General features: G+C 43.0%; 29 protein-coding genes and 1 tRNA gene. All 30 read left to right on the top strand.

The window, feature by feature from the left end; genetic code table 11:
- The first annotated feature begins 18 nt into the window (after positions 1-18).
- The 30 genes from M1L66_RS32070 (at position 19) to M1L66_RS31925 (ending at position 19,605) form a co-directional block, all read left to right on the top strand.
- Complete coding sequence (locus M1L66_RS32070) at positions 19-408, top strand: hypothetical protein (protein WP_434689734.1); 390 nt, start codon at positions 19-21, stop codon at positions 406-408.
- A complete protein-coding gene (locus M1L66_RS32065) occupies positions 405-1,148 on the top strand; it encodes a hypothetical protein (protein ID WP_434689732.1) in 744 nt (247 codons plus the stop codon). The genes M1L66_RS32070 and M1L66_RS32065 overlap by 4 nt, the downstream gene beginning before the upstream one ends.
- A gap of 18 nt (positions 1,149-1,166) precedes the next feature.
- On the top strand, positions 1,167-1,388 hold the full coding sequence (locus tag M1L66_RS32060; RefSeq protein WP_434689730.1) for a hypothetical protein: 222 nt from the start codon (positions 1,167-1,169) through the stop codon (positions 1,386-1,388).
- Between the two features lie 100 nt (positions 1,389-1,488).
- Positions 1,489-1,950: a hypothetical protein gene (locus M1L66_RS32055; RefSeq protein ID WP_055651908.1), complete on the top strand. Its 462-nt coding sequence runs from the start codon at positions 1,489-1,491 to the stop codon at positions 1,948-1,950.
- 61 nt (positions 1,951-2,011) lie between these two features.
- Entirely contained in the window at positions 2,012-2,179 is a 168-nt protein-coding gene (locus M1L66_RS32050; protein ID WP_434689728.1) for a ribbon-helix-helix protein, CopG family, read from the top strand.
- A gap of 225 nt (positions 2,180-2,404) precedes the next feature.
- Complete coding sequence (locus tag M1L66_RS32045; protein WP_434689727.1) at positions 2,405-2,599, top strand: hypothetical protein; 195 nt, start codon at positions 2,405-2,407, stop codon at positions 2,597-2,599.
- 193 nt (positions 2,600-2,792) lie between these two features.
- A complete protein-coding gene (locus M1L66_RS32040) occupies positions 2,793-3,071 on the top strand; it encodes a hypothetical protein (RefSeq protein ID WP_434689725.1) in 279 nt (92 codons plus the stop codon).
- Positions 3,068-3,820: a tyrosine-type recombinase/integrase gene (locus M1L66_RS32035; protein ID WP_434689723.1), complete on the top strand. Its 753-nt coding sequence runs from the start codon at positions 3,068-3,070 to the stop codon at positions 3,818-3,820. Before M1L66_RS32040 ends, M1L66_RS32035 begins: the two co-directional genes overlap by 4 nt.
- Positions 3,821-3,830: 10 nt before the next feature.
- A complete protein-coding gene (locus M1L66_RS32030; protein ID WP_434689721.1) occupies positions 3,831-4,088 on the top strand; it encodes a hypothetical protein in 258 nt (85 codons plus the stop codon).
- Positions 4,085-4,273, top strand: a complete 189-nt coding sequence (locus tag M1L66_RS32025; RefSeq protein ID WP_434689719.1) for a hypothetical protein — start codon at positions 4,085-4,087, stop codon at positions 4,271-4,273. Before M1L66_RS32030 ends, M1L66_RS32025 begins: the two co-directional genes overlap by 4 nt.
- The gene (locus M1L66_RS32020; protein WP_434689717.1) at positions 4,264-4,722 is read left to right on the top strand and encodes a hypothetical protein; all 459 of its coding nucleotides are present in this window, start codon (positions 4,264-4,266) and stop codon (positions 4,720-4,722) included. The genes M1L66_RS32025 and M1L66_RS32020 overlap by 10 nt, the downstream gene beginning before the upstream one ends.
- A 44-nt stretch (positions 4,723-4,766) precedes the next feature.
- On the top strand, positions 4,767-5,390 hold the full coding sequence (locus M1L66_RS32015) for a site-specific integrase (RefSeq protein WP_434689715.1): 624 nt from the start codon (positions 4,767-4,769) through the stop codon (positions 5,388-5,390).
- A gap of 137 nt (positions 5,391-5,527) precedes the next feature.
- Positions 5,528-5,599: transfer RNA gene (locus M1L66_RS32010), tRNA-Ile, on the top strand.
- 69 nt (positions 5,600-5,668) lie between these two features.
- Positions 5,669-5,995 (top strand): hypothetical protein, encoded by a 327-nt coding sequence (locus M1L66_RS32005; RefSeq protein ID WP_320954355.1) that lies wholly within the window; start codon positions 5,669-5,671, stop codon positions 5,993-5,995.
- 82 nt (positions 5,996-6,077) lie between these two features.
- Positions 6,078-6,509 (top strand): hypothetical protein, encoded by a 432-nt coding sequence (locus M1L66_RS32000; RefSeq protein ID WP_434689713.1) that lies wholly within the window; start codon positions 6,078-6,080, stop codon positions 6,507-6,509.
- The gene (locus tag M1L66_RS31995; RefSeq protein ID WP_434689711.1) at positions 6,509-8,209 is read left to right on the top strand and encodes a terminase large subunit; all 1,701 of its coding nucleotides are present in this window, start codon (positions 6,509-6,511) and stop codon (positions 8,207-8,209) included. Before M1L66_RS32000 ends, M1L66_RS31995 begins: the two co-directional genes overlap by 1 nt.
- A 17-nt stretch (positions 8,210-8,226) precedes the next feature.
- Complete coding sequence (locus tag M1L66_RS31990) at positions 8,227-9,468, top strand: phage portal protein (protein ID WP_434689709.1); 1,242 nt, start codon at positions 8,227-8,229, stop codon at positions 9,466-9,468.
- A gap of 1 nt (position 9,469) precedes the next feature.
- Entirely contained in the window at positions 9,470-10,150 is a 681-nt protein-coding gene (locus tag M1L66_RS31985; protein WP_434689707.1) for a head maturation protease, ClpP-related, read from the top strand.
- Positions 10,143-11,339 (top strand): phage major capsid protein, encoded by a 1,197-nt coding sequence (locus tag M1L66_RS31980; protein WP_434689705.1) that lies wholly within the window; start codon positions 10,143-10,145, stop codon positions 11,337-11,339. Before M1L66_RS31985 ends, M1L66_RS31980 begins: the two co-directional genes overlap by 8 nt.
- A gap of 16 nt (positions 11,340-11,355) precedes the next feature.
- On the top strand, positions 11,356-11,619 hold the full coding sequence (locus M1L66_RS31975) for a phage head-tail connector protein (protein ID WP_434689703.1): 264 nt from the start codon (positions 11,356-11,358) through the stop codon (positions 11,617-11,619).
- Between the two features lie 10 nt (positions 11,620-11,629).
- A complete protein-coding gene (locus M1L66_RS31970; protein ID WP_434689702.1) occupies positions 11,630-11,914 on the top strand; it encodes a hypothetical protein in 285 nt (94 codons plus the stop codon).
- A 4-nt stretch (positions 11,915-11,918) separates the two neighbouring features.
- Positions 11,919-12,371, top strand: coding sequence for a hypothetical protein (locus tag M1L66_RS31965; protein ID WP_434689701.1), 453 nt, complete (start codon positions 11,919-11,921; stop codon positions 12,369-12,371).
- Positions 12,368-12,700, top strand: coding sequence for a hypothetical protein (locus M1L66_RS31960; protein ID WP_434689699.1), 333 nt, complete (start codon positions 12,368-12,370; stop codon positions 12,698-12,700). The genes M1L66_RS31965 and M1L66_RS31960 overlap by 4 nt, the downstream gene beginning before the upstream one ends.
- Positions 12,693-13,286 carry a major tail protein gene (locus M1L66_RS31955; RefSeq protein WP_434689697.1) on the top strand — a complete coding sequence of 198 codons (594 nt, stop codon included), beginning with the start codon at positions 12,693-12,695 and terminating at the stop codon, positions 13,284-13,286. Before M1L66_RS31960 ends, M1L66_RS31955 begins: the two co-directional genes overlap by 8 nt.
- Entirely contained in the window at positions 13,286-13,660 is a 375-nt protein-coding gene (locus M1L66_RS31950; RefSeq protein ID WP_434689695.1) for a hypothetical protein, read from the top strand. The genes M1L66_RS31955 and M1L66_RS31950 overlap by 1 nt, the downstream gene beginning before the upstream one ends.
- Positions 13,661-13,876: 216 nt before the next feature.
- Positions 13,877-15,583: a hypothetical protein gene (locus tag M1L66_RS31945; RefSeq protein ID WP_434689693.1), complete on the top strand. Its 1,707-nt coding sequence runs from the start codon at positions 13,877-13,879 to the stop codon at positions 15,581-15,583.
- Positions 15,583-17,322, top strand: coding sequence for a DNRLRE domain-containing protein (locus M1L66_RS31940; protein ID WP_434689691.1), 1,740 nt, complete (start codon positions 15,583-15,585; stop codon positions 17,320-17,322). The genes M1L66_RS31945 and M1L66_RS31940 overlap by 1 nt, the downstream gene beginning before the upstream one ends.
- Entirely contained in the window at positions 17,315-18,418 is a 1,104-nt protein-coding gene (locus M1L66_RS31935; protein ID WP_434689689.1) for a hypothetical protein, read from the top strand. Before M1L66_RS31940 ends, M1L66_RS31935 begins: the two co-directional genes overlap by 8 nt.
- Complete coding sequence (locus tag M1L66_RS31930) at positions 18,415-18,663, top strand: hypothetical protein (RefSeq protein WP_412951005.1); 249 nt, start codon at positions 18,415-18,417, stop codon at positions 18,661-18,663. Before M1L66_RS31935 ends, M1L66_RS31930 begins: the two co-directional genes overlap by 4 nt.
- A complete protein-coding gene (locus tag M1L66_RS31925; protein ID WP_434689686.1) occupies positions 18,664-19,605 on the top strand; it encodes a BppU family phage baseplate upper protein in 942 nt (313 codons plus the stop codon).
- The last annotated feature ends 9 nt before the right edge of the window (positions 19,606-19,614 follow it).

Here is a 19,614-nt window from a genome sequence, read left to right as displayed (position 1 = left end):
ATTTAGAGGAAAAAGAAGATGGAGAATCTACCGGAGAAAATTAAGCGCATTGATGTGCTTAAGGTGGAATACGGGAAAAGAAAACTATGTGAGTGCAGTAATCCACACTATGAGATTGATTATGTAAATAAAATTGTACAGTGCGAGGACTGCGATGCTATTGTAGAACCCTTTGAAGCTTTGTACAGTATGGCAAAACATTATGAGCGGTTAGGCGACCAGGTAGAGGCATTGCTTGAGCAGAGGCGTGAGATAGCAGCATATAAGCCACATCTGGTAGTCATAAAAAATCTGGAGCGGGAAACCAGAGCAGGAATGATTCCCTATTGCCCGAAGTGTGGGGAAACGTTTTATCTTGACGAAATAACCGCGTGGCATAACAGGAAATTTAAAGGAGAGAAGATATGAAAGATGAATTATTAAAGATTGCACAGGAAGTTTTAACCGAAGAAGAAGTACAGGAAATAGTAAAGGAAAAATTCAAAGAAGCTTTTAAAAACGCAGTAGGGGAGGCTTTCCGCTGGGGAGACGCCGAAAGGGCGCTTAAAAATAAAATTACGGAGGTTATGGTTCCGTACATCGAAAAGTATGATTTTACAGAATTCCTCCCTAAACTGGATACAGTACTTACAGAAATAGTGAATTCTGATGGCTGCATGGCCGAAAAGCGTATTTTGGAGAATTTCAAAGGGCTTATGCTGGAACCGGAACAGAAAGAAATCAAAGTCACTGACTTGTTTAAAGCGTGGATAAAGCAGTGCAATAAGGACATTGAAGTTGACGGGCTAGAGGTATGTCATGACGATGGGGTGTATTATGCGCCAGTAGATTGCGAAATGAGGTTCGAGGAAGAAGAAAAACCGGAATGGAGTTGTTTACAGAGAGCGAAAATTACATTTGAAAACGATTACGATAAAGATCTTAATATACAGATTCAGGTTTCAAAATACATAAGCGATTATGGAAAAGAGCACCCATATTCTATAAGTATTTCAAGTGACATCAAAATTTCATCATTGCGAAGACTGTCTGATTTCGAGGTCCTTCTTCTCAGGCTAGAACGGGCAGGAACCACGATAGTGATTGATGAGGAATGGGACAGCAGCTATATTGAGCCGGAAAAAGAGCCGGAAGCGACATTTGTATAAAAGAAAGAGAGGCATGAAATGTATATATACATAAAGGCATTACCGGGAAAAGAAGTCTTTGCAATCTGGGGATATGAGTATTACAAAACAAAAGTGCAGTCTGTTGAAATCTTAGAAGATGGATCGGTTTGCTATATGATCTATGATCCAGATTCGGAGTCATGTGCCAGTGGCTATACGGACGACGAATTTTATCTGACAGAGGCAGAAGCAAAAGACGCTGTTTCTGAGCAGGCTTAATTCGTTGCAATGGCGAAAACGGCGGCAACATAGGCCGTGCGCGAGTAGCCATGTAAGACCATTTTGGCGACGTCAACAAAATGGTAGAGGAGGATTAGAAATGGAACAACTTATTATCGGTGAAACAGACAGAGGTACATATTATGTTAGGCCCATGAGTTGGGCCGGAATCTGGGACAAAGACGGAAAATTAAGCGGATGTAATACGCTGTATGAATCCGAAAGTGAAGATGATTGCAAATCATATGTTAATCGACGGAAGTTACTTGAAATGGTAGCAGATAATCCAGAACTGCCAGTAATCCCGATGGTATCATATGATTGCGTAGCCGATGACTGCGGCTATTGGCTCTCTCGATTCGGAAATGTGGAAATCGGCGAAATCTATGAAGGTGAAGAAAAAGTATATATTCGAGATAAGGACGATTGGAATGAAATTTTCGAGGACATATCTACCGCTTGGGAAGTGGCTAATCTAAGCGACGAGGAAGCGGAGAAAAAGGTGGATTCTCTCGATTGGAAAAAGGGAATTATCGTCTATATCGAATCTGATGTGGGTTAATCGGCAAAATCGAGATAAAGAATAGTTTGTGGAGTAATACACAGAGAAAGGAGCGGCCGCCATGGCAAGACAGAAGAAAGCAGAAGGAGAGAAATACATACGGCAGGATATAAGCATGGAGCCGGATCAGTTTAGACGGCTGATGGCCTATTGCCAGCGCGAGGAACGCTCTATATCCTGGGTGATCCGCAAAGCGCTTGAAATGTTTTTAGTGTGTAGTGATACGTAACTTTATACACTAAATCGAAATTTAAAGGAAGAGCAAGATATGAACGAACAGATAGTTTTATGCTTGATTATTTGTGTAACAGTTATAGTTTTGTATATATTAAGTATTGTGAAGTCGATAACTGAAAAGAAACGTTTGGAAAAGGAACTTGAATTATTAAGAGAAGAACGGGAAATTCGGCCACCACACAAACCGATTAGGCGAAATTGTTTATAAAAAGGTGAGATGATCCAGATGAAAGACTGCACGAGATACATGAAAGAGGTGGAGGCGCTAAGAACAGAAAATGAGTATCTGAGAATGCGTCTGGCTGAAATACGAGATAAGGTAGATGAGTTGGAACCGCTGGAGGGATTTACGGCAGTATATAACCATGCGTATTATGCCGCAAAAGAAGAAGTAAGAAGAATAATTAAATAAAATAAGCCGGGATTTATTTCCCGGCAATAAAAAACGAAAGTAAAGAACGTATGTGCGAAAATAGAAAAACGCGGTGGACACCCGGGAAGATGCTTACCACCGCTCAATAATAACTGCTTGAGTATATTATAACCAGCTCAGGCAGAGAAAAGCAAGAGGAATAATTTTCCAGTCTGAGAAGGAGGATAATATCATGGCAGAACAGGTTAATTTAGACGAAGTTGTAACCAACATTATGTACGGACTTACAAATGTAATAGCAGAGCAGACACGGCTTAATGATGCGAAAGCAGTTCTTTATATGGCCCTTCATAATATGCAGATATATCGGGAAGAGACCGGATTGTCTACTCAGGTAGATAATACATCTGAATGGGTAAGGCTGTTTTTGGCTTCCATGCTTGTTCGCGGCTGCACGGAAAAGACCGTAGAAACCTATAAACAGGAATATAAGCAGTTTTTACTTCTGTGAACAAATCACTGAACGAGATTACCACGGGAGATATACGTGGATATCTAGCACATTGCAAACTGGTAAGGCATAATACGGATCAGACAATTAATAATAAGACTCGTATGTTACGTGGACTTTTCAAATGGCTTACGGAGGAAGAGTACATTACAAAAAATCCGATGCTTAAAATTAAAGATAATAAGGTTGAGCACCGAGTTAAAGAAGTCTTTACAGATGAACAGATCACGATTGTGAAAGATGTTGCTAAAGAGCACAGTCTCCGCGATATTGCTATAGTTGATTTTCTTCACAGGACTGGGGTTCGTATATCCGAGATGGTAGCACTTAACCGTGATGATATAGATATGCATGGCCGACAATGTATTGTATACGGAAAAGGTCGGAAGGAAAGGCCAGTATATTTTAACGGTGAAGCTGCGGTACATTTGAAAGAGTACCTTGAAAGCCGCATTGACGATAATCCTGCATTATTTGTAGGGAGCCGCGCACCACATAAAAGAATGACCGATGATGCAGTGCGGGTAATGCTGAAGAGTCTCAGCGAGATGGATAAGCGACTTAATGGGATTGCAATTAATCCACACAAATGGCGCCGGCAATTTGTCACAGAACTATTGGAAAAAGATGTTCCTCTTACTTTAGTAGCAGATTTAGTAGGACACAATAATCTAAACACGACGAAAGATAATTACGGGAACTATAGTCGAAGTAAAGCAAAAGAAGCACATAGAAAATATGTGAGTTAAGGAGAAGAATATGCGTGGAAGAATGTATGATATTTATGACGGGGAAAAGCTTATAGGAAAATTAAGCGCTGATGAAGCAGCAAGAATTATAGGAACTACGATCAAGTGCATTTATACAGCGGCATCTGGAGGGTATAGGTTAAAGCGCAGATATAGTATTGTTCCGGCAGATGATGAGTGCATGACTAAAAATGCAACAAAAGAATTCTGCGAAGAGTGGGATAAAACAAGATTAAAAATTTTACATAAAGGAAGAACAACAATATGACTTTTAAAAATAGAGAAGGGTACCCGGACCCGACAGCATATCAGGCAATCAAAGAAGCAGATCGGACGCCGAAGCCAGTAAAGGACGTAATGAATGCATTAAGAATGGTGGCAAGCCTGGCAGGATTTGATATTATAGGTAAAATTATTTTGAAAGATAAGGAGACGGGAAAAGAATGGCGATAACAGCAAAAGAATATTTAAGCCAGTTAGAAGAGTTGGAAAAGAAAGTAAAGCATAAGAAACAACAACTGGCAGAAGCAAAGAGAAATCGCGGAATAGTAACAATATCTAATGATTCAGAAGTGGGAAAAGTACAGACTTCTTTTAGCGGAGGAGATGGAAGAAGGACAGAATCTCAGGCATTACGGGTGGTATCATTGGAAGAAGAAATAGAAAACAAAATTATTGACTATATGGAGTTGCAAAACAAGCTGATCGATCAAATTCATGATCTTAAAGACGGACTGTTTATAGAAATTCTTTATCGTCGATATGTACGAAAGGAGAAAGATTTTACTAAAATGGCGTGCGATATGGGATATTGTTATAAATATGTTATTAATATGCACGGAGAGGCACTTGTGGCATTTGAGAATTCACATCCTGAAATATTCCGGAAAATAGAATCATAGGTTATGGAAAACAGATGGAAAAATTTTTAAGAGAGTGTGTTATAATGGTATTAATCAAATCAGGGCTTCCGGAGACGGGGGCCTTTTCTTATGCCATAAAGGAGAAGACAGGTGAGCGGATGAATACGGTTGAACCTATACGCGATAAGGAGACAGTCATTGACATTGCAGAATACTTGAAAAAAGACAGTGAGCGTAATTATGTTATGTTTCTTTTCGGTATTTACTCAGGGTTACGAATATCAGATATTCTTAAGTTCCGGGTACGTGACGTCAAAAATAAGAGCGATATTGTTCTGAGAGAAAAGAAGACTGGAAAAGAAAAGCGTTTTCCAATCAATCGGGACTTAAAGAAAGCTCTGGAGCAGTACATAATCGGTAAAGATGATTATGAGTTTCTCTTTAAGAATCCGCATGAGAATAAACCAATCACGCGACAGCAGGCATACAACATATTATCAGATGCGGGTAAGAAATTCGGAATCGAAAAGATCGGAACACATACGCTGCGGAAGACATTCGGATATCATGTATATCAGTCTACGAAAGATGCAGCTATGCTGATGGATATTTTTAACCATGCAGACATTCATATAACCTTGCGATACATTGGAGTCAACCAGGACCAAAAGGATAAAGTATACAATAAGCTATCGTATTTTCGATAGTTTCTTTTTATTTTGCCTACAACTTGTCATAAAATGACAGTGTAAAATCAACTGTATAAAAATCGGCGGCATTAATTAGTAGAAACAGGATCACGGCACACTTTACAAAATAGCAGATATGTCAAACGGAAAGAGTACGGAACATAGCTCAGCGGGAGAGCGGCGGCCTTATAAGCCGTGTGTCTTAGGTTCGATTCCTAATGTTCCGATGATCGTTCTCATAATTCAACCGACGCATGAAACCCAGGGCGTCGTTCCTCCTGAAAGAAGGTGAACATATGGCAAAGGAGTACGCACAGGCGTTTTATCATTCGAAAAAATGGAAGGACTGCCGAAGGTCGTACATAAACAATCGAATAATGATTGATGGCGGAATGTGTGAGAAGTGTCACGAGCGATTGGGATACATTGTGCATCATAAGGTTGGGATAACTCCTGACAATATCAATGATCCAGAGATCACATTGAACTGGGACAACTTAAGATGGGAGTGCAAAGTGTGTCACGATGAAGAGGAAGGTCATGGCCTGAATAAGAAGGCGGCGCTGTTGGTTGCCTTTGATGCATCAGGGCAGCCGATACCGCTGCCTCCCCCCCTTAAATAAAGGTGTGGGTGGTTTCTAAATTCACCGTGTCCCTAGATTTATTTAATACACAGGTCGCACGTAAAGGGGGTGTGGTATAAACGTGTACACAGACAAGGAATCTGAAGCGGAAGCAAGGAAAAGAGAAGAGGAAGTTGACAGCATTGGCAACTATTTGGAGAAAGTAAAACGGATTAAGCGGGAGACAAGCAGATTAAAAAAACTCTTTGCAAACATAGATGAGAACAAAAAGAAGCTTGTATTTACCACCATTGAGGACATTGCTTTCATGACAATTACAATGCAGGATCTCCGAGAAACGATCAACCGTGAGGGGACGACCGTGGAGTACAAGAATGGAGAGAATCAGTATGGAACCAAACAGAGCCCAGAGGCACAGTATTATTTGCAGCTCTCGCAAAGACAGACCCAGGCCATGAAAATACTGGTTGATTGTCTTCCGAAAACAGAAAAAACAGTGGTTGTGGAAGACGACGGCTTTGAGGATTTTGTAAACGGGAGGGAGGATGTTTAATGACCGGCAGAAAGAAAGTAGTCTATCCATTAAGCTATAACCCGATCCTGGAATATTGGAACCTGATAGAATCAGGGGAAGAGGTCGTATCAAATAAAATACACGAGTGGTACAAGCACCTCGCCTGGGAAGTCAATAATCCGGGCGAGTATTTTTATAGTCCGGCAAGGGCAAACCATGTCTTGGAGTTTGCGGAGAATTACTGCAAGCTATCCAAAGGGGCCGGCGCTGGTAGTCCGGTGCGATTGGAACTTTGGGAGAAAGCGCACCTGGCTGCGGTGTTTGGCTTTGTGGATATCAATGGTTTTCGTCAATGCAGGGAGTCAGTGTTAATCGTCGGAAAGAAAAACGGGAAGTCCCTTCTGGCTTCCATCGTTGGCCTGTATATGCAGGTTGGAGACGGGGAGTCGGGGCCGGAGGTTTACGCGGTTGCCACGAAGAGAGATCAGGCGAAGATCATCTGGACGGAATCAAAGCGAATGGTGAGGAAATCGCCGGCACTTTTGAAGCGCATTAAGCCATTGGTTGCGGAGCTGTCTTCCGAGTATTTCAATGATGGGATTTTCAAGCCGCTGGCATCTGACAGCGATACGCTGGACGGCCTTAACGTACATTGTGTTTTGATGGACGAAATCCACCAATGGAAGAACGGAAAGGCCCTTTACGATATCATGGCCGACGGCTGTTCGGCCAGAGACCAGCCGCTTGTATATATTACCTCCACGGCCGGAGTAATCCGGGAAGACATCTACGATGCGAAGTACGAAGAGGCTGAAAAAGTTATCAATGGCCTGTTTGACAGTGTGGGGTACAAGGATCCTCATTTCTTCCCGTTTATTTATGAGTTGGACAGCCGGAAAGAATGGACGGATCCGGAATGCTGGAAGAAAGCAAATCCGGGCCTTGGAACCATAAAGAAGCAGTCAACCCTTGCGGCAAAGGTAGAGAAGGCGAAGGATAATCCAAAGCTTGTTAAGAATCTGGTTTGCAAGGAATTCAATATCCGCGAGACTTCTTCCGAGGCTTGGCTGACATTCGAACAGTTGAATAACACGGAGCTGTTCGATCTCGAAGCGCTGAAGCCGCGTTATGGTATCGGGGGAACCGACCTTTCCAGCACCACGGACTTGACGAACGCCACCGTAATATTCATGGTACCGGGAGATGACAGAATCTATGTGCTACAAATGTATTGGCTGCCGGAAGATCTGTTAGAGCAGCGCGTAAGGGAGGATAAGATACCTTATGACTTATGGGCTGAACAGGGATTGTTGAGATTAAGTCCAGGAAATAAGGTACATTACAAATACGTCAAAGAGTGGTTCGAAGAAGTGCAGAACGAACTTGACATCTACCTGTTTAAGTGTGGGTACGACTCGTGGTCAGCATCGTATTTTGTGGAGGATATGAAAAACACCTTCGGACTCGCGACGATGGAACCCGTTATTCAGGGCAAGAAAACGCTGAGCAGTCCGATGAAGTCCCTAGGAGCTGACTTGGCAAAAAAGAGAGTGGTTTATAACAATAATCCGATCCTGAAATGGTGTCTGGCAAATACCTCGGTCGATGTTGATAAAAACGACAATATTCAGCCATGCAAAGGGAATCAGGGTACGCGACGAATTGACGGTATGGCCGGCCTGCTGGACGCATATGTCATACTGGAAAACCATCTGGAAGAATATCTGAGCATAATCTGACGGAAAGGAGGAGAAGAATGCGAATAATAAACTTTTTTCAAAATATCGGGAAAAGCGCTGTTTACAAAATGATCACCGAGCAGGGAAACGGCTTTTTTGCGTGGAATGGAAAACTATATGAATCCGATATTGTCAGATCATGCATACGGCCATATGCGAAGGCGGTCGGGAAGCTGATAGCAAGGCATGTCAGGAATGACGGGAAATCCTTTTCGGTGAATCCTGAGCCGTACATACGCTTTCTACTGGAGGAACCGAACCCATATATGTGCGGCCAGGTGATGCAGGAGAAGGTGGCGACACAGCTTGCACTAAACAACAACGCCTTTATTCTGATCGTACGGGATCCTAATGGAATACCGGAACAGCTGTACCCGATTCCGGCCGCCGGCGTGGAAGCAAAGTATGAAAATCAGGAACTATACCTTAAGTTCTACTACCTGAACGGCAAAACGTCCATGTTCCCATACAGTGAAGTGATTCACCTGCGGAATGATTTCAACGATAATGACTTGTTTGGAGATTCCCCAAAAGAAGCCCTGGCACAGCTCATGGACATCGTATCAACTACAGATCAGGGGATCATAAAAGCAATCAAAAACAGCGGTGTGATCCGATGGCTGTTAAAATTTAACTCGTCTATGCGGCCGGAGGATCTAAAAAGTTCTGTTCAGGAATTTGTGGACAACTATTTAAGCATTTCCAGTTCTACGTTTGGCGCTGCCGGAGTCGATTCCAAAGCGACAGCGGAGCGGATCGAGCCAAAGGATTACGTCCCCAACGCTTTGCAGATGGATAATACCAAAAAGAGGATCTATGCGTTTTTCAATACGAATGAAAAAATCGTCCATGCAAATTACACGGAAGATGAATGGAATAGCTATTTTGAATTGGTGATTGAACCGCTCGCCGGGCAGATGTCAGGAGAGTACACAAGGAAATTATTCAGTCGGAGGGAACGAGGCTGCGGAAACAAAATCTATTTCGATGCAGGAAACCTACATTGTGCCAGCCTGTCAACAAAACTGGCTTTACAGGCCATGGTAGACAGAGGAGCCCTAACACCGAACGAATGGAGAGAAACGCTGAACTTAAGTCCGGTGCCTGATGGAGATAAGCCACTGCGAAGACTTGACACACAGACAGTCAACCAGATCAAGGGCCTCCTGGCCCAAATGAATCTGGATAACGTAAATGAAACGAGGGCCGGAATCACGGCGCTATTAGAAGGGGGTGAGAAGAGTGGCAAAGCGAATTGATGTGAAGGGGCAGATCATTGAATCTGGGAATGAATGGGTATATGACTGGCTTGGGTTAGAGAGCACATCTCCAAAGAAAATCATTAAGGCTTTGCAGGCTGCTGGAGGTGAAGACGTTGAAATCTATATCAACTCCCCTGGTGGGAGCATATTTGCCGGTTCAGAAATCTACACAGAGCTCAGGAATTATTCCGGGAAGAAAATAATTAAGATTACCGGAATAGCCGCAAGCGCCGCGTCAGTAATTGCGCAGGCCGGGGAGTGCGAGATCAGTCCTACCGGAATGTTTATGATCCATAATGTCAAAACGTCGGCGTCAGGTGATTACAGAGACATGGATAACACCGGAGATGCCCTGCGGGCCGCCAACCAGTCAATCATGAATGCGTACATCGACAAGACCGGAATGGATGCGGAGATATTACAGGATTTAATGGACCGCGAAACCTATTTGTCAGCCCAACAGGCTGTAGATCATGGATTTGTCGATAAAATTATGTTTTCCGACAACGCCATCCCAATGCAGAATGCATTCGGAGGAATCCCGCCGGAAACCATCGCAAAATTAAGAAACATGATTAAGGATCCGGGACAGAAAACCCCGGATTTTTTAATGTACAAAGCACAGGCTGAGTTAAGGCTGAAATTGTTAAATCTGAAAGGAGACAGAGGTAATGAATAGAAAAGAGTATGAGACAAAAAGACAGGCACTTATCAACGAAGCGGAGACGCTTATCAACGAAGGAAAGCTGGAGGAGGCCAACAAGAAAATGGAGGCCGTGACGGAGTTGGATAAGAACTTTGAAGCAGCAGCCAAGGCGGAAGCGAACTTAAGGGCACTGTCTATGCCGCCGCTTCCGTTATCCGGAGTTGGTGACGGGGCTTCTTTTGGAAGAGGAGACGACGAAAACGCAGAAGATATGTACGATTCCGTGGAGTATCGTAAAGCGTTCATGAATTACGTCTTGAAAGGGACGGCAATTCCTGAGAAATTCAGGAATGTATCTGCGACAACAAAGACCACGGATGTAGGATCCGTGATTTCTCCGACCATAGTCAACCGGATTGTTGAAAAAATGGAATCAATGGGAATGATTCTGCCGCTTGTCACTAAGACGTCTTATGCGGCTGGAGCCACAGTTCCCACGTCCAGTGTTAAGCCGGAGGCAACATGGGTAGCAGAAGGCGGTACCAGTGATAAGCAGAAGAAGGCAACCGGGCAGATTGACATTAAAGGATACAAATTGAGATGTGCTATTTCCATGACACTGGAAACATCTGTGATGTCTTTACAGATTTTTGAAACTGTGTTTGTTAACAGTGTGTCAGAGGCAATGGTAAAGGCTCAGGAAAAGGCGTTTATCTTCGGAACCGGGTCAGGGCAGCCGAAAGGTGTATTAACAGAAACGGCGGAATCTGGTTGTAATATTGATATTGCGGCGAATTCCGATCCGACTTACCAGACTCTCGTAGAAGCGGAAGCGGCGCTTCCACTAGCATATGAGAACGGCGCAGTATGGAATATGACTAAGAAGACATTTATGAAATTTGTAGGCATGGTGGATACAAATAAACAGCCAATTGCCAGAGTAAATTATGGAATTGACGGAAAGCCTGAGAGAACGCTCCTCGGACGCCGGGTAGTCTTAAACGATTATATGACAAGCCTTGGGGCAGCCATTGAAGCGGATACCGTAGTAGCCTTCCTCTTTGACTGGTCAGACTACATGTTTAACACCAATTACAACATGGTAGTTAAAAGTTATGAGGACAACGACACCGAGGATCAGATCACAAAAGCTGTCATGATCTGTGACGGAAAAGTAATCGATAAAAATTCACTTGTGACTGTGACCAAAAAGAATGCGTAAAAAGAGGTTATAGAATATGATAGAGCAAATAAAACTTTCTATGCGAATATCACATGACAAACTGGATAATGATATCGACGCAAATATAAACGCCTGCCTGCGTGATCTAACACGGGTGGGCGTTGCTACTGACGGGAAAGAAAATGATCCCCTTATTGTTAAGTCCGTAGAGTTATATTGTAAATGGCAGTATAACTATGATGGAAGTTCCGACCGTTACGAAAGAGCTTATACGGCACTGAGAGATTCCCTAAGTCTGTGTGGTGATTATAATGCGTAATGACGTCTGTATGCTGATTACATCAGTTACGGAAGGTGTAAAAATAATTCTTCATGAAACAGAAGTGTTTTGCGAGGTAAAAAGTGTAGTAAGAAATGAATTTTTTGCGGCTTATGGTGTCGGTCTTACACCTAAACTGACAATCAATATTAATCCAGATGACTATAATAAATGTATCATGGAAATCGGTAATCAGAGATATCGGCCTTCACAAATCCGGTATGATGGAGAGCTGTATACCATTATTAGGACATTCCAGAAAAATATTGGGGAAATGGAGATAACGGTGAGGTGATTGAATGGATGTGAAATTCGATTATGAGCAAGGTGTTTTTGAAATTGATCAGATGTTATCAAAAATGCCGAAAGAACTTGAAAGCCAGGAACGCCCATTGCTCCGAAAACTCGGTACTATCGTCAAAGGAAAAATAAAAAAGTATCTACACAACAGTGATATTGAAGCACGCGCAAAAGAAATACCGCCCTCCAACTATGACGGCAGCCGGCCGTATGAACATGTCAGGGATGATGTAACCGCAGATGTACGGAAAGATAAAAATGGGATGCTGTATGCAAGTATCCGCGGTGGGAAAATGACCGGCTATAAGTGGAATAAGATAAATGACGGCCATTTTGCCCGTGACGGCTATACCTGGGTGCCGGGGAATCAATTTATGGATAAGGCCATGAAAGACGCACAGGGAGAAGTAGAAAAGGCGATTGATGATATGGTAAAGAAGGTGACGGAATGACGGTGAAAGAAATCATCGAAACGGAATTGAATATTCCGGTACTGGAAGATCCTGATCCGCTGATTCCAGCATGTGCAACATGCATTGATTATTATACTGATTCTGGAATGAACGGAGATGGTTCCGTTCAGGAATGGGTAAGCAGCTATGAAGTTGATCTATGGTATAGAGAAAGAATGGCACTGAATGATGCGGTGAAAAAATTCCTGAATGCGATTAGGATGCCAGAATACTCCATACCAGTTGTGGAGAAAAGCTGTGATCCGGCAACGAAACTATGGAGAGCAATTATAAAATTCGAGAAAATGGAAGGTGGTATTTATGACTAGCAAAAGTGCAAAATCAAACAGAATCAATGTAAAAAATCTGAAATACTGTCTGCTGATTACAGATAATAACTCTGGTACAACGTATGGAGAAGTAAAAGACTTCGGGAAAGCCATGCAGATCCAGCTTACTCCTAGCGTGTCGAAAGGGGAACTGTATGGAGAAGGATTAAAGCAGGAGGATGTCTCCATTCTTAACGGTATTGCCGTGGTGGCAGACGTGAACAAGGTCTTTGCAGAGGTGAGGGCGGAAATATGCGGAAATCAGTTTAAAGACGGTATAGTAATAGAGTCCGCAGGAGATGAGCCTCCATATATTGCACTTGGGTATGAGGTAGAACAGACTGGAGGAAAAAGCGAGTATGTATGGCTTTTAAAAGGACAGGTACAGCCGATTAATTCCACAAATAAACAGTCTGAAGGTAATATTACTTTTTCGACTGACAGTGTTACCATAAATTTTATTCCTCGTGAAAGTGATAAATGGTTGCGTTTTTTTGGTGATGCAGCTAATCCGGATTTTACAAATGCGCAGGTATCTAAATGGTTTGCAACGGGACCGAGCACATACCCGGCGAAGGGAGATTAATGATGAAAAAAATTGCGGTAGCACCGGCTAATGAGGTTGAGATCGTATTTAACGACAGGTCTTTCATTGCTACGTTTAACATGAGGGCAGTCTGCTATATGCAGGAAGAACTTATAAAACTTAATCAGAGCGTGACTGAAATCCCGATAGAAGAATTTGGAGCAATTGTATTATACTCTGGAATTAAAGTGAACCATACGGATTACACCATAGAGGAAGCTAAAGCCCTAGCGATGTCAATACGTCCTGCTGATTTAAACGAAATTATAACAGATTATCTTGATTCGACTGGTTCTATGGATAAGGAAATGGAGGATGCAATTACAAAAAAAGTGATCGCTCAGATGTTGGTGGGGCTGGCAAAATCCAGTTAAACCAGCTGCTTTTCGATTTTGATTTTATCTTTTATTTATATTGTGTAAAGATGAAAATGTCTGAGCTTGGTTTTTGGAAAAGCAGCCTGGTAAAAATAATAAAACTGATAGACATCTATAATGATGAAAAGAACATGGAAACAGACGATGAATATGAGACGAAATATTTTAAGGCACCCACAATCACATCGATGAAAGAATTGGAGGGGTTCGGAAGTGGCGAGTCAATATAAGCGTTCTATTGTTCTGGGGCTAGATTACTCCGAATTCAGCGGAGGAATTGCAGAATGTAACAGGAAGATGGGACTGTTGGAAGCAGAATTTAAGCTCGCAAAAGAACAGGCGAAAAATTATGGTACGGAAACTGACCAACTAACAATAAAAAAAGAAGTGTTGTCGCAGAAAATAAAGCTTCAGAGTAAAATTGTAGACGAGAATCGGAAGGCATACGATAAGGCAATGACAAGCGGAAATGCAACCGAAAAACAGGTTGATGCCCTAGACAAAAAACTACTGAACGCACGTACGACTCTGGAAAAACTGAACGGGGAATACGGTCAGGCCTGTAAGGAGCTGGATGAGTATTCGAAACAGCAGCACGAAGCAGGAGAAGAGACGGAAGAATCGGAGGAAAAACAACGCTCTTTTGGGGATACGATCCGAGACATAGCCAATACGCTGGGAGTAGAAGTAAATCCAATGGTTGAAGCATTCGCGTCTAAATTTGACGGCGTGGATGAAAAAGTCGGGTTGGCAGTAATCGCGCTCGGTACCCTTGCGACCAAATTGATTGACTGTTCAAAGTCGGCTGCTGAATATTCAGATAATATTCTTACCCTTTCCAGTGTTACAGGTCTGTCAACAGATACTTTACAGGAACTGGATTATGCTGCCGAACTTCTGGACGTCTCCACGGATCAAATTAGTTCATCCATGTCCAAAATGGTGAGGAGTATGGCGGATGCGAGAGACGGCAACAAAGATCTTCAGAAAGAATTTGCTAGACTCGGTGTCAAGTATAAAGAACATAACGGAGAGCTCAGAAGTGCAGAAGCTGTTTTTTATGATACGATAGATGCACTTGGAAAAATGACAAATGAGACAGAGCGTGATTCTATGGCTATGGATTTATTCGGACGCTCAGCAAAAGAATTAAATCCGTTAATAGAAGCTGGAAGTAAACGATTTAAGGAACTGGGAAAGGAAGCCCATACTGTCGGATACGTCATGAGTACAGAAAACTTACAAAAGTTCGGTGAACTGGATGATGCTATGCGGCGGATGGATAATACCAGCAAGAACCTGAAGAATAATTTCGGGCTTGCTCTCGCTCCGATCCTTACCGATCTGTTTGAAGTAATCGCAAAGGTGCCAATCCCTGTGATTCAGGGATTGGTCGGGCTTGTAGGTGCAGCGAGTGGGTTTGTACTGGTATATAAGGGGATCAAGAGTGTTACAGATGCAGGAAAGGGCGTTGTGAAAATGTTTAAAGGCATGGATATTCAGACATTAAAGACCACGGCGATTATTGTCGGAGTTGTGGCCGCCCTGATTGCACTTGCTACAGTCATCGCAGTACTTATTGGTAAGGGGAATGATTTGCAAAATGCAATGAATAGTGTGGGAAACAGTGTGAGCGCAGTGACCAGCACTGTGAATACAGCGCAACAAGTACCTCATTATGCTTCAGGAACCGACTATTCGATGAATGGTGACGCTTGGGTGGGTGAACACGGGCCGGAACTGGTGCGTCTTCCGCGAGGAGCTCGTGTTGTGCCGAGCAATGTTGCTAAGAACGGAGCTGGAACAGTCAACGTATTTTACTGTACCATTGATGCCAGCAATGTTGATGATTTTAACAAAGTCGTAAAACTGGCACAGCAGGAAAGCCAGGCATACCGAACGGGAAGGAGCAAACTATAATGGCAGAACAGACAATTATCTGTACTGGAGATACATTTATCAGTCGTTATTCCGGGAGCGATAATAACTATGGCAGTGCAGAACTTGCAATGTGGAGAGAGATCAGTGCATCAGCCTTTATGGGAATCTTTGTTCAATTCAATTTCCCTGCATTTGATAACAAAGAAATTGTGTCAGCGGTTATAAGACTGCATAACAAAATAAAAGTGAAAAACAGTATCATAGGATGCGCACAATATAATATCCCGGATATCTCTAATCTTACAGGTAATTTGTTTTACAGCAAGTACCTAGACAGTGATATAGCATGGTCCCCAACAGAATATGAAACCAAAGCCACGGTGGAGGATAACAACGAATGGATTGAATGGGATGTAACCAGTATCGTAAAAAATAATGTCGGAAAGAATAACGTTGTTTTGGCAGTTTACAGCATTGATGATAAGGTAGTACCAAACTTATCTTGGAAGTTTACAAGCAAGGAGGGCGGAAGGACCCCATATATCAATGTAGTATACAATAACGCAGTTCCCAGCCTTCCAACGATTCTATATCCTAACGGTGACGTAATTGAGAAAAGTGGAAGTATTACATTTCAGTGGAAATATAATTCGCTCTACGATACAGGACAGGCGAAGTTTGAATTTGGCTGGCGTAAACAGGGAGAAGCTGAATGGACCACAATTTCACAGAATACTTCAGATCAGTCCTATACGATGGAAACGGCTGCAATATCTATCGGTATCGTAGAATGGAGAGTACAGACCTATAACGCCATTAATGCGGCTTCAGGGTATGCATACGGGACATTCGAACTCACCGGGAGGCCGGCTAGTCCGATTATAACGGGAATGAAGAATGAGGCTATTACAGAAATAACCTGGAAATGCAATGAATCAGAAAATGCAGTCTATACTTTGCAGATCATAAAGGACGGAAAAACCATTCATGACAGCGGCGAACGGGCCGGAGGACTGTCTGATTCATATGTGCCTGATATGATGCTGGAAAACGGCCAGTATGTCGTTAAAATGCGGATAGGGAGCGTCTATGGGATCTGGTCAGATGAGAGCGCTCAGGTATTCAGTATTACAGCCCCGGTACCGCCCAAACCGTCTATAAGGGTATCGGCACTTGATGCAGGGGTGAAGATAACTACGGATTCGGCAGCTGGTACAAAATATGTGTATCGTTCGGAAGAAGGCGGAGTGTACAGCCCCATAGGCAGGTTTGCAGGAAACGAATACGAGGATTACACGGTGAAGTCTGGAAGGCTGTACCGTTATATTATCAGGGCGTACGCAGGCGGTTACACCGATAGTACTGAGGCAGATATTATCGTTAAATATAAAGGCGTGCGCCTGGCTGAGGTAAGTAACCTTGCAGAGAGTATCCGGATTATAAAATCTACCAGTGACTGGCATATCGAAATACAACAGAAGAAGAGCAATGAATCGGAATTGGTCAGCTACGAAGGCCGTACGTATAAGGTGAAAGAATCCGGTATTCATAAAGAATCAACGATAAGTACCTCTTTCTACCTTCCGAATAAGGAGGCAGAATTGCTGGAACGGATCCATGGCCTGAATGGGATCTATCTGTTCCGTAACTCGGAAACCTGTATCTGCTGCGAGATTACAGATTTTAGCTTTAAAAATGATCTTTTTGACAGAGGGAAGACTTTCGATTTGTCGTTAAGCCGTATCAATTACGATCTGGGGGTGAGGTTCGGTGACTAATCTGGCACAGGGAGGATATACCCACGAAGAAGTTTTAAAACGGCTGGAAGGTGACAGAATGATTGATTTTCGTTTCGAACTGCTGGACAGAAACGAACGGAAACTGAAAGACCTTGATAATGTATCCGGAAGTATCCGGTTTGACAGCTCCCAGGAGATCATGGGTACTGGAAATTTTATTGTGGAGGAAACCGCAGGGGTGGATTTTAAGGAGACTGATCTTAGAATCCGCCCCGTTTTTATGCTGCTGACAGAGCATGGCTGGCTGAAATATCCACTCGGAATCTATATCATGAGCAGCCCGGAGCGTCAGACACAGAACTGTGGAATATATCAGAATATTGACTGTTATGATTACAGTACAATTCTGCGTGAAGACAAGATCCGGGAACGTCTTTTTATCGCTTCCGGATCAAACTACGTCAGGGAAGTAAGAAACCTCATCAATGGGGCCGGGATTAAAAAAATAAATATTGAGACTTCGGTATTAATGGCCCGCGAAAATATTGAGTTTGAGATCGGTACAAGCAAACTGGAAGTTATTAACGCACTGCTGACAGCGATCAACTATGAGCCGCTGCATTTTAATGGCAACGGGTATGCTGTTAGCCGCCGATATGTGGAGCCAGTAAACCGCAGAACGGAACACTCATACCGTACGGATGACAAAAGCCTTATTAAGGCAGGAGCGAAGCAGAGCCTTGATATGTACAATGTCCCGAATATATTTGTCCGATATACAGACGATCCGGATGGGGAGGAATTGAGAAGCGAATATGTGAACGACAGTGTGGGAAGTAAAATATCAACAGTAAACCGTGGAAGGAATGTTGTTGATATCGAAAGCGTTGATGATATCGCAGATCAGGAAACCCTTGATGCACTTGTCAGAAGAATTGCGATAGAAAAGAGTCAGACTTATGATACCATTACGATTCCTACAGGTCTGATGCCACACCATGAGTACCGCGACTGTATCTTTGTAAATGAAACAACTCTCGGTGTTGGAAATAAGTATATTGAATATGCGTGGGAGATGGAATTGAGCGTTGGGGGAACTATGACCCATACATTAAAACGGGTGGTGAAATTATGATCTATGATAATCCGGGTGAACGTCTCCAGGACATAAAAGATTATGTCGTAGGTGAGAGAAAAACTTATCGAATGGCAACTGTGACGAGTATATCTAACGGGCGTCCATATGTCCGCTTTTATGGGGAGGGAACGGCCAGCCAGAAGCCGTATAAATATATTTCCAGTTATGCGCCATCCATAGGAGATAAAGTTTTGTTGATAAGAGCAGGGGCGTCGTATGTAATCATGGGAAAGGTGGTATAGATGGTAAACTATGATATTGAGTTAAACACGAAATACAGTGATCCGATTGATACCGGTATCTGTCTCACACAGGGAGACTATGGACAGATTCAGTTTACACTCCGGGTAAAAAATGACGGTGTATATGTGACCGATGCAGTTAGCGCAACCATTAATATTAGACTTGAGAACCGTATCCCAGTTGTGGGAAATCTCGTAAAGTCTGGGAATGGCTATGTATATAGGCTTTTAGGGAATGAACTGTCTATACCTGGGAAGGCTGTAGCCGATGTAAAATTTAAATATAGTAATGGGCGTACATCTTCATGCAAGTTCATATACCATGTCAGCGAAGATACCATCAATGAAAGTAGCCTGGATGCGGGTGGATATATCGGAAAACTGGATCAATTGGAAGCAGATGCAGAGGGCCTTATTACTCAATTGGTTCAATATGAAAACATATATCCACGGACCGTTAAGGCTACAGAAGATGCTGAAAAATCCGCTCACGATGCCAATATTTCAGCAGCCAATGCCAATAGAGCAGCAGCCAATGCTGAATCTATTAGAAATGATTTAGTTAGCCGGTTACAGTCTGGAGAATTCAAAGGAGAAAAAGGAGATCCTGGACCACAAGGATTGCAAGGAGCCACAGGGCCAAGGGGGCTACAGGGGGTAAAAGGAGAGACTGGAGAAGCTGGAGTACAAGGCCCTAAAGGAGATGTAGGACCACGGGGGCCGCAAGGAATACAGGGGCCGAAGGGAGAACCGGGGCAGAATGGCGCGCAAGGAAAATCTGGAGTTAATATACCGGCACTGAGCCGTTTATACATCTATACTGATGATGAGGATAACAGTGCTATACACTGTGTGTATGATGATGCTTTTTATGACAGCCCTCCATTTTCATATGATAATGAAAATGGGGCTATTAAATGGAGTTATGACAATGGAAAATAGGAGGTAACT

Source organism: Hungatella sp. SB206 (assembly GCF_051132295.1).
Taxonomy (GTDB): Bacteria; Bacillota; Clostridia; order Lachnospirales; family Lachnospiraceae; genus Hungatella; species Hungatella effluvii.
The sequence above is the reverse complement of the archived record's forward strand: the minus strand, read 5'-3'. Positions and strand labels throughout refer to the sequence as shown.

Coding starts and splice junctions, on each gene's coding strand:
- M1L66_RS32070 (WP_434689734.1), top strand. CDS start 19: ATGGAGAATCTACCGGAGAAAATTAAGCGCATTGATGTGCTTAAGGTG.
- M1L66_RS32065 (WP_434689732.1), top strand. CDS start 405: ATGAAAGATGAATTATTAAAGATTGCACAGGAAGTTTTAACCGAAGAA.
- M1L66_RS32060 (WP_434689730.1), top strand. CDS start 1,167: ATGTATATATACATAAAGGCATTACCGGGAAAAGAAGTCTTTGCAATC.
- M1L66_RS32055 (WP_055651908.1), top strand. CDS start 1,489: ATGGAACAACTTATTATCGGTGAAACAGACAGAGGTACATATTATGTT.
- M1L66_RS32050 (WP_434689728.1), top strand. CDS start 2,012: ATGGCAAGACAGAAGAAAGCAGAAGGAGAGAAATACATACGGCAGGAT.
- M1L66_RS32045 (WP_434689727.1), top strand. CDS start 2,405: ATGATCCAGATGAAAGACTGCACGAGATACATGAAAGAGGTGGAGGCG.
- M1L66_RS32040 (WP_434689725.1), top strand. CDS start 2,793: ATGGCAGAACAGGTTAATTTAGACGAAGTTGTAACCAACATTATGTAC.
- M1L66_RS32030 (WP_434689721.1), top strand. CDS start 3,831: ATGCGTGGAAGAATGTATGATATTTATGACGGGGAAAAGCTTATAGGA.
- M1L66_RS32025 (WP_434689719.1), top strand. CDS start 4,085: ATGACTTTTAAAAATAGAGAAGGGTACCCGGACCCGACAGCATATCAG.
- M1L66_RS32020 (WP_434689717.1), top strand. CDS start 4,264: ATGGCGATAACAGCAAAAGAATATTTAAGCCAGTTAGAAGAGTTGGAA.
- M1L66_RS32015 (WP_434689715.1), top strand. CDS start 4,767: ATGGTATTAATCAAATCAGGGCTTCCGGAGACGGGGGCCTTTTCTTAT.
- M1L66_RS32005 (WP_320954355.1), top strand. CDS start 5,669: ATGGCAAAGGAGTACGCACAGGCGTTTTATCATTCGAAAAAATGGAAG.
- M1L66_RS31995 (WP_434689711.1), top strand. CDS start 6,509: ATGACCGGCAGAAAGAAAGTAGTCTATCCATTAAGCTATAACCCGATC.
- M1L66_RS31990 (WP_434689709.1), top strand. CDS start 8,227: ATGCGAATAATAAACTTTTTTCAAAATATCGGGAAAAGCGCTGTTTAC.
- M1L66_RS31980 (WP_434689705.1), top strand. CDS start 10,143: ATGAATAGAAAAGAGTATGAGACAAAAAGACAGGCACTTATCAACGAA.
- M1L66_RS31975 (WP_434689703.1), top strand. CDS start 11,356: ATGATAGAGCAAATAAAACTTTCTATGCGAATATCACATGACAAACTG.
- M1L66_RS31970 (WP_434689702.1), top strand. CDS start 11,630: ATGCTGATTACATCAGTTACGGAAGGTGTAAAAATAATTCTTCATGAA.
- M1L66_RS31965 (WP_434689701.1), top strand. CDS start 11,919: ATGGATGTGAAATTCGATTATGAGCAAGGTGTTTTTGAAATTGATCAG.
- M1L66_RS31960 (WP_434689699.1), top strand. CDS start 12,368: ATGACGGTGAAAGAAATCATCGAAACGGAATTGAATATTCCGGTACTG.
- M1L66_RS31955 (WP_434689697.1), top strand. CDS start 12,693: ATGACTAGCAAAAGTGCAAAATCAAACAGAATCAATGTAAAAAATCTG.
- M1L66_RS31950 (WP_434689695.1), top strand. CDS start 13,286: ATGATGAAAAAAATTGCGGTAGCACCGGCTAATGAGGTTGAGATCGTA.
- M1L66_RS31940 (WP_434689691.1), top strand. CDS start 15,583: ATGGCAGAACAGACAATTATCTGTACTGGAGATACATTTATCAGTCGT.
- M1L66_RS31930 (WP_412951005.1), top strand. CDS start 18,415: ATGATCTATGATAATCCGGGTGAACGTCTCCAGGACATAAAAGATTAT.
- M1L66_RS31925 (WP_434689686.1), top strand. CDS start 18,664: ATGGTAAACTATGATATTGAGTTAAACACGAAATACAGTGATCCGATT.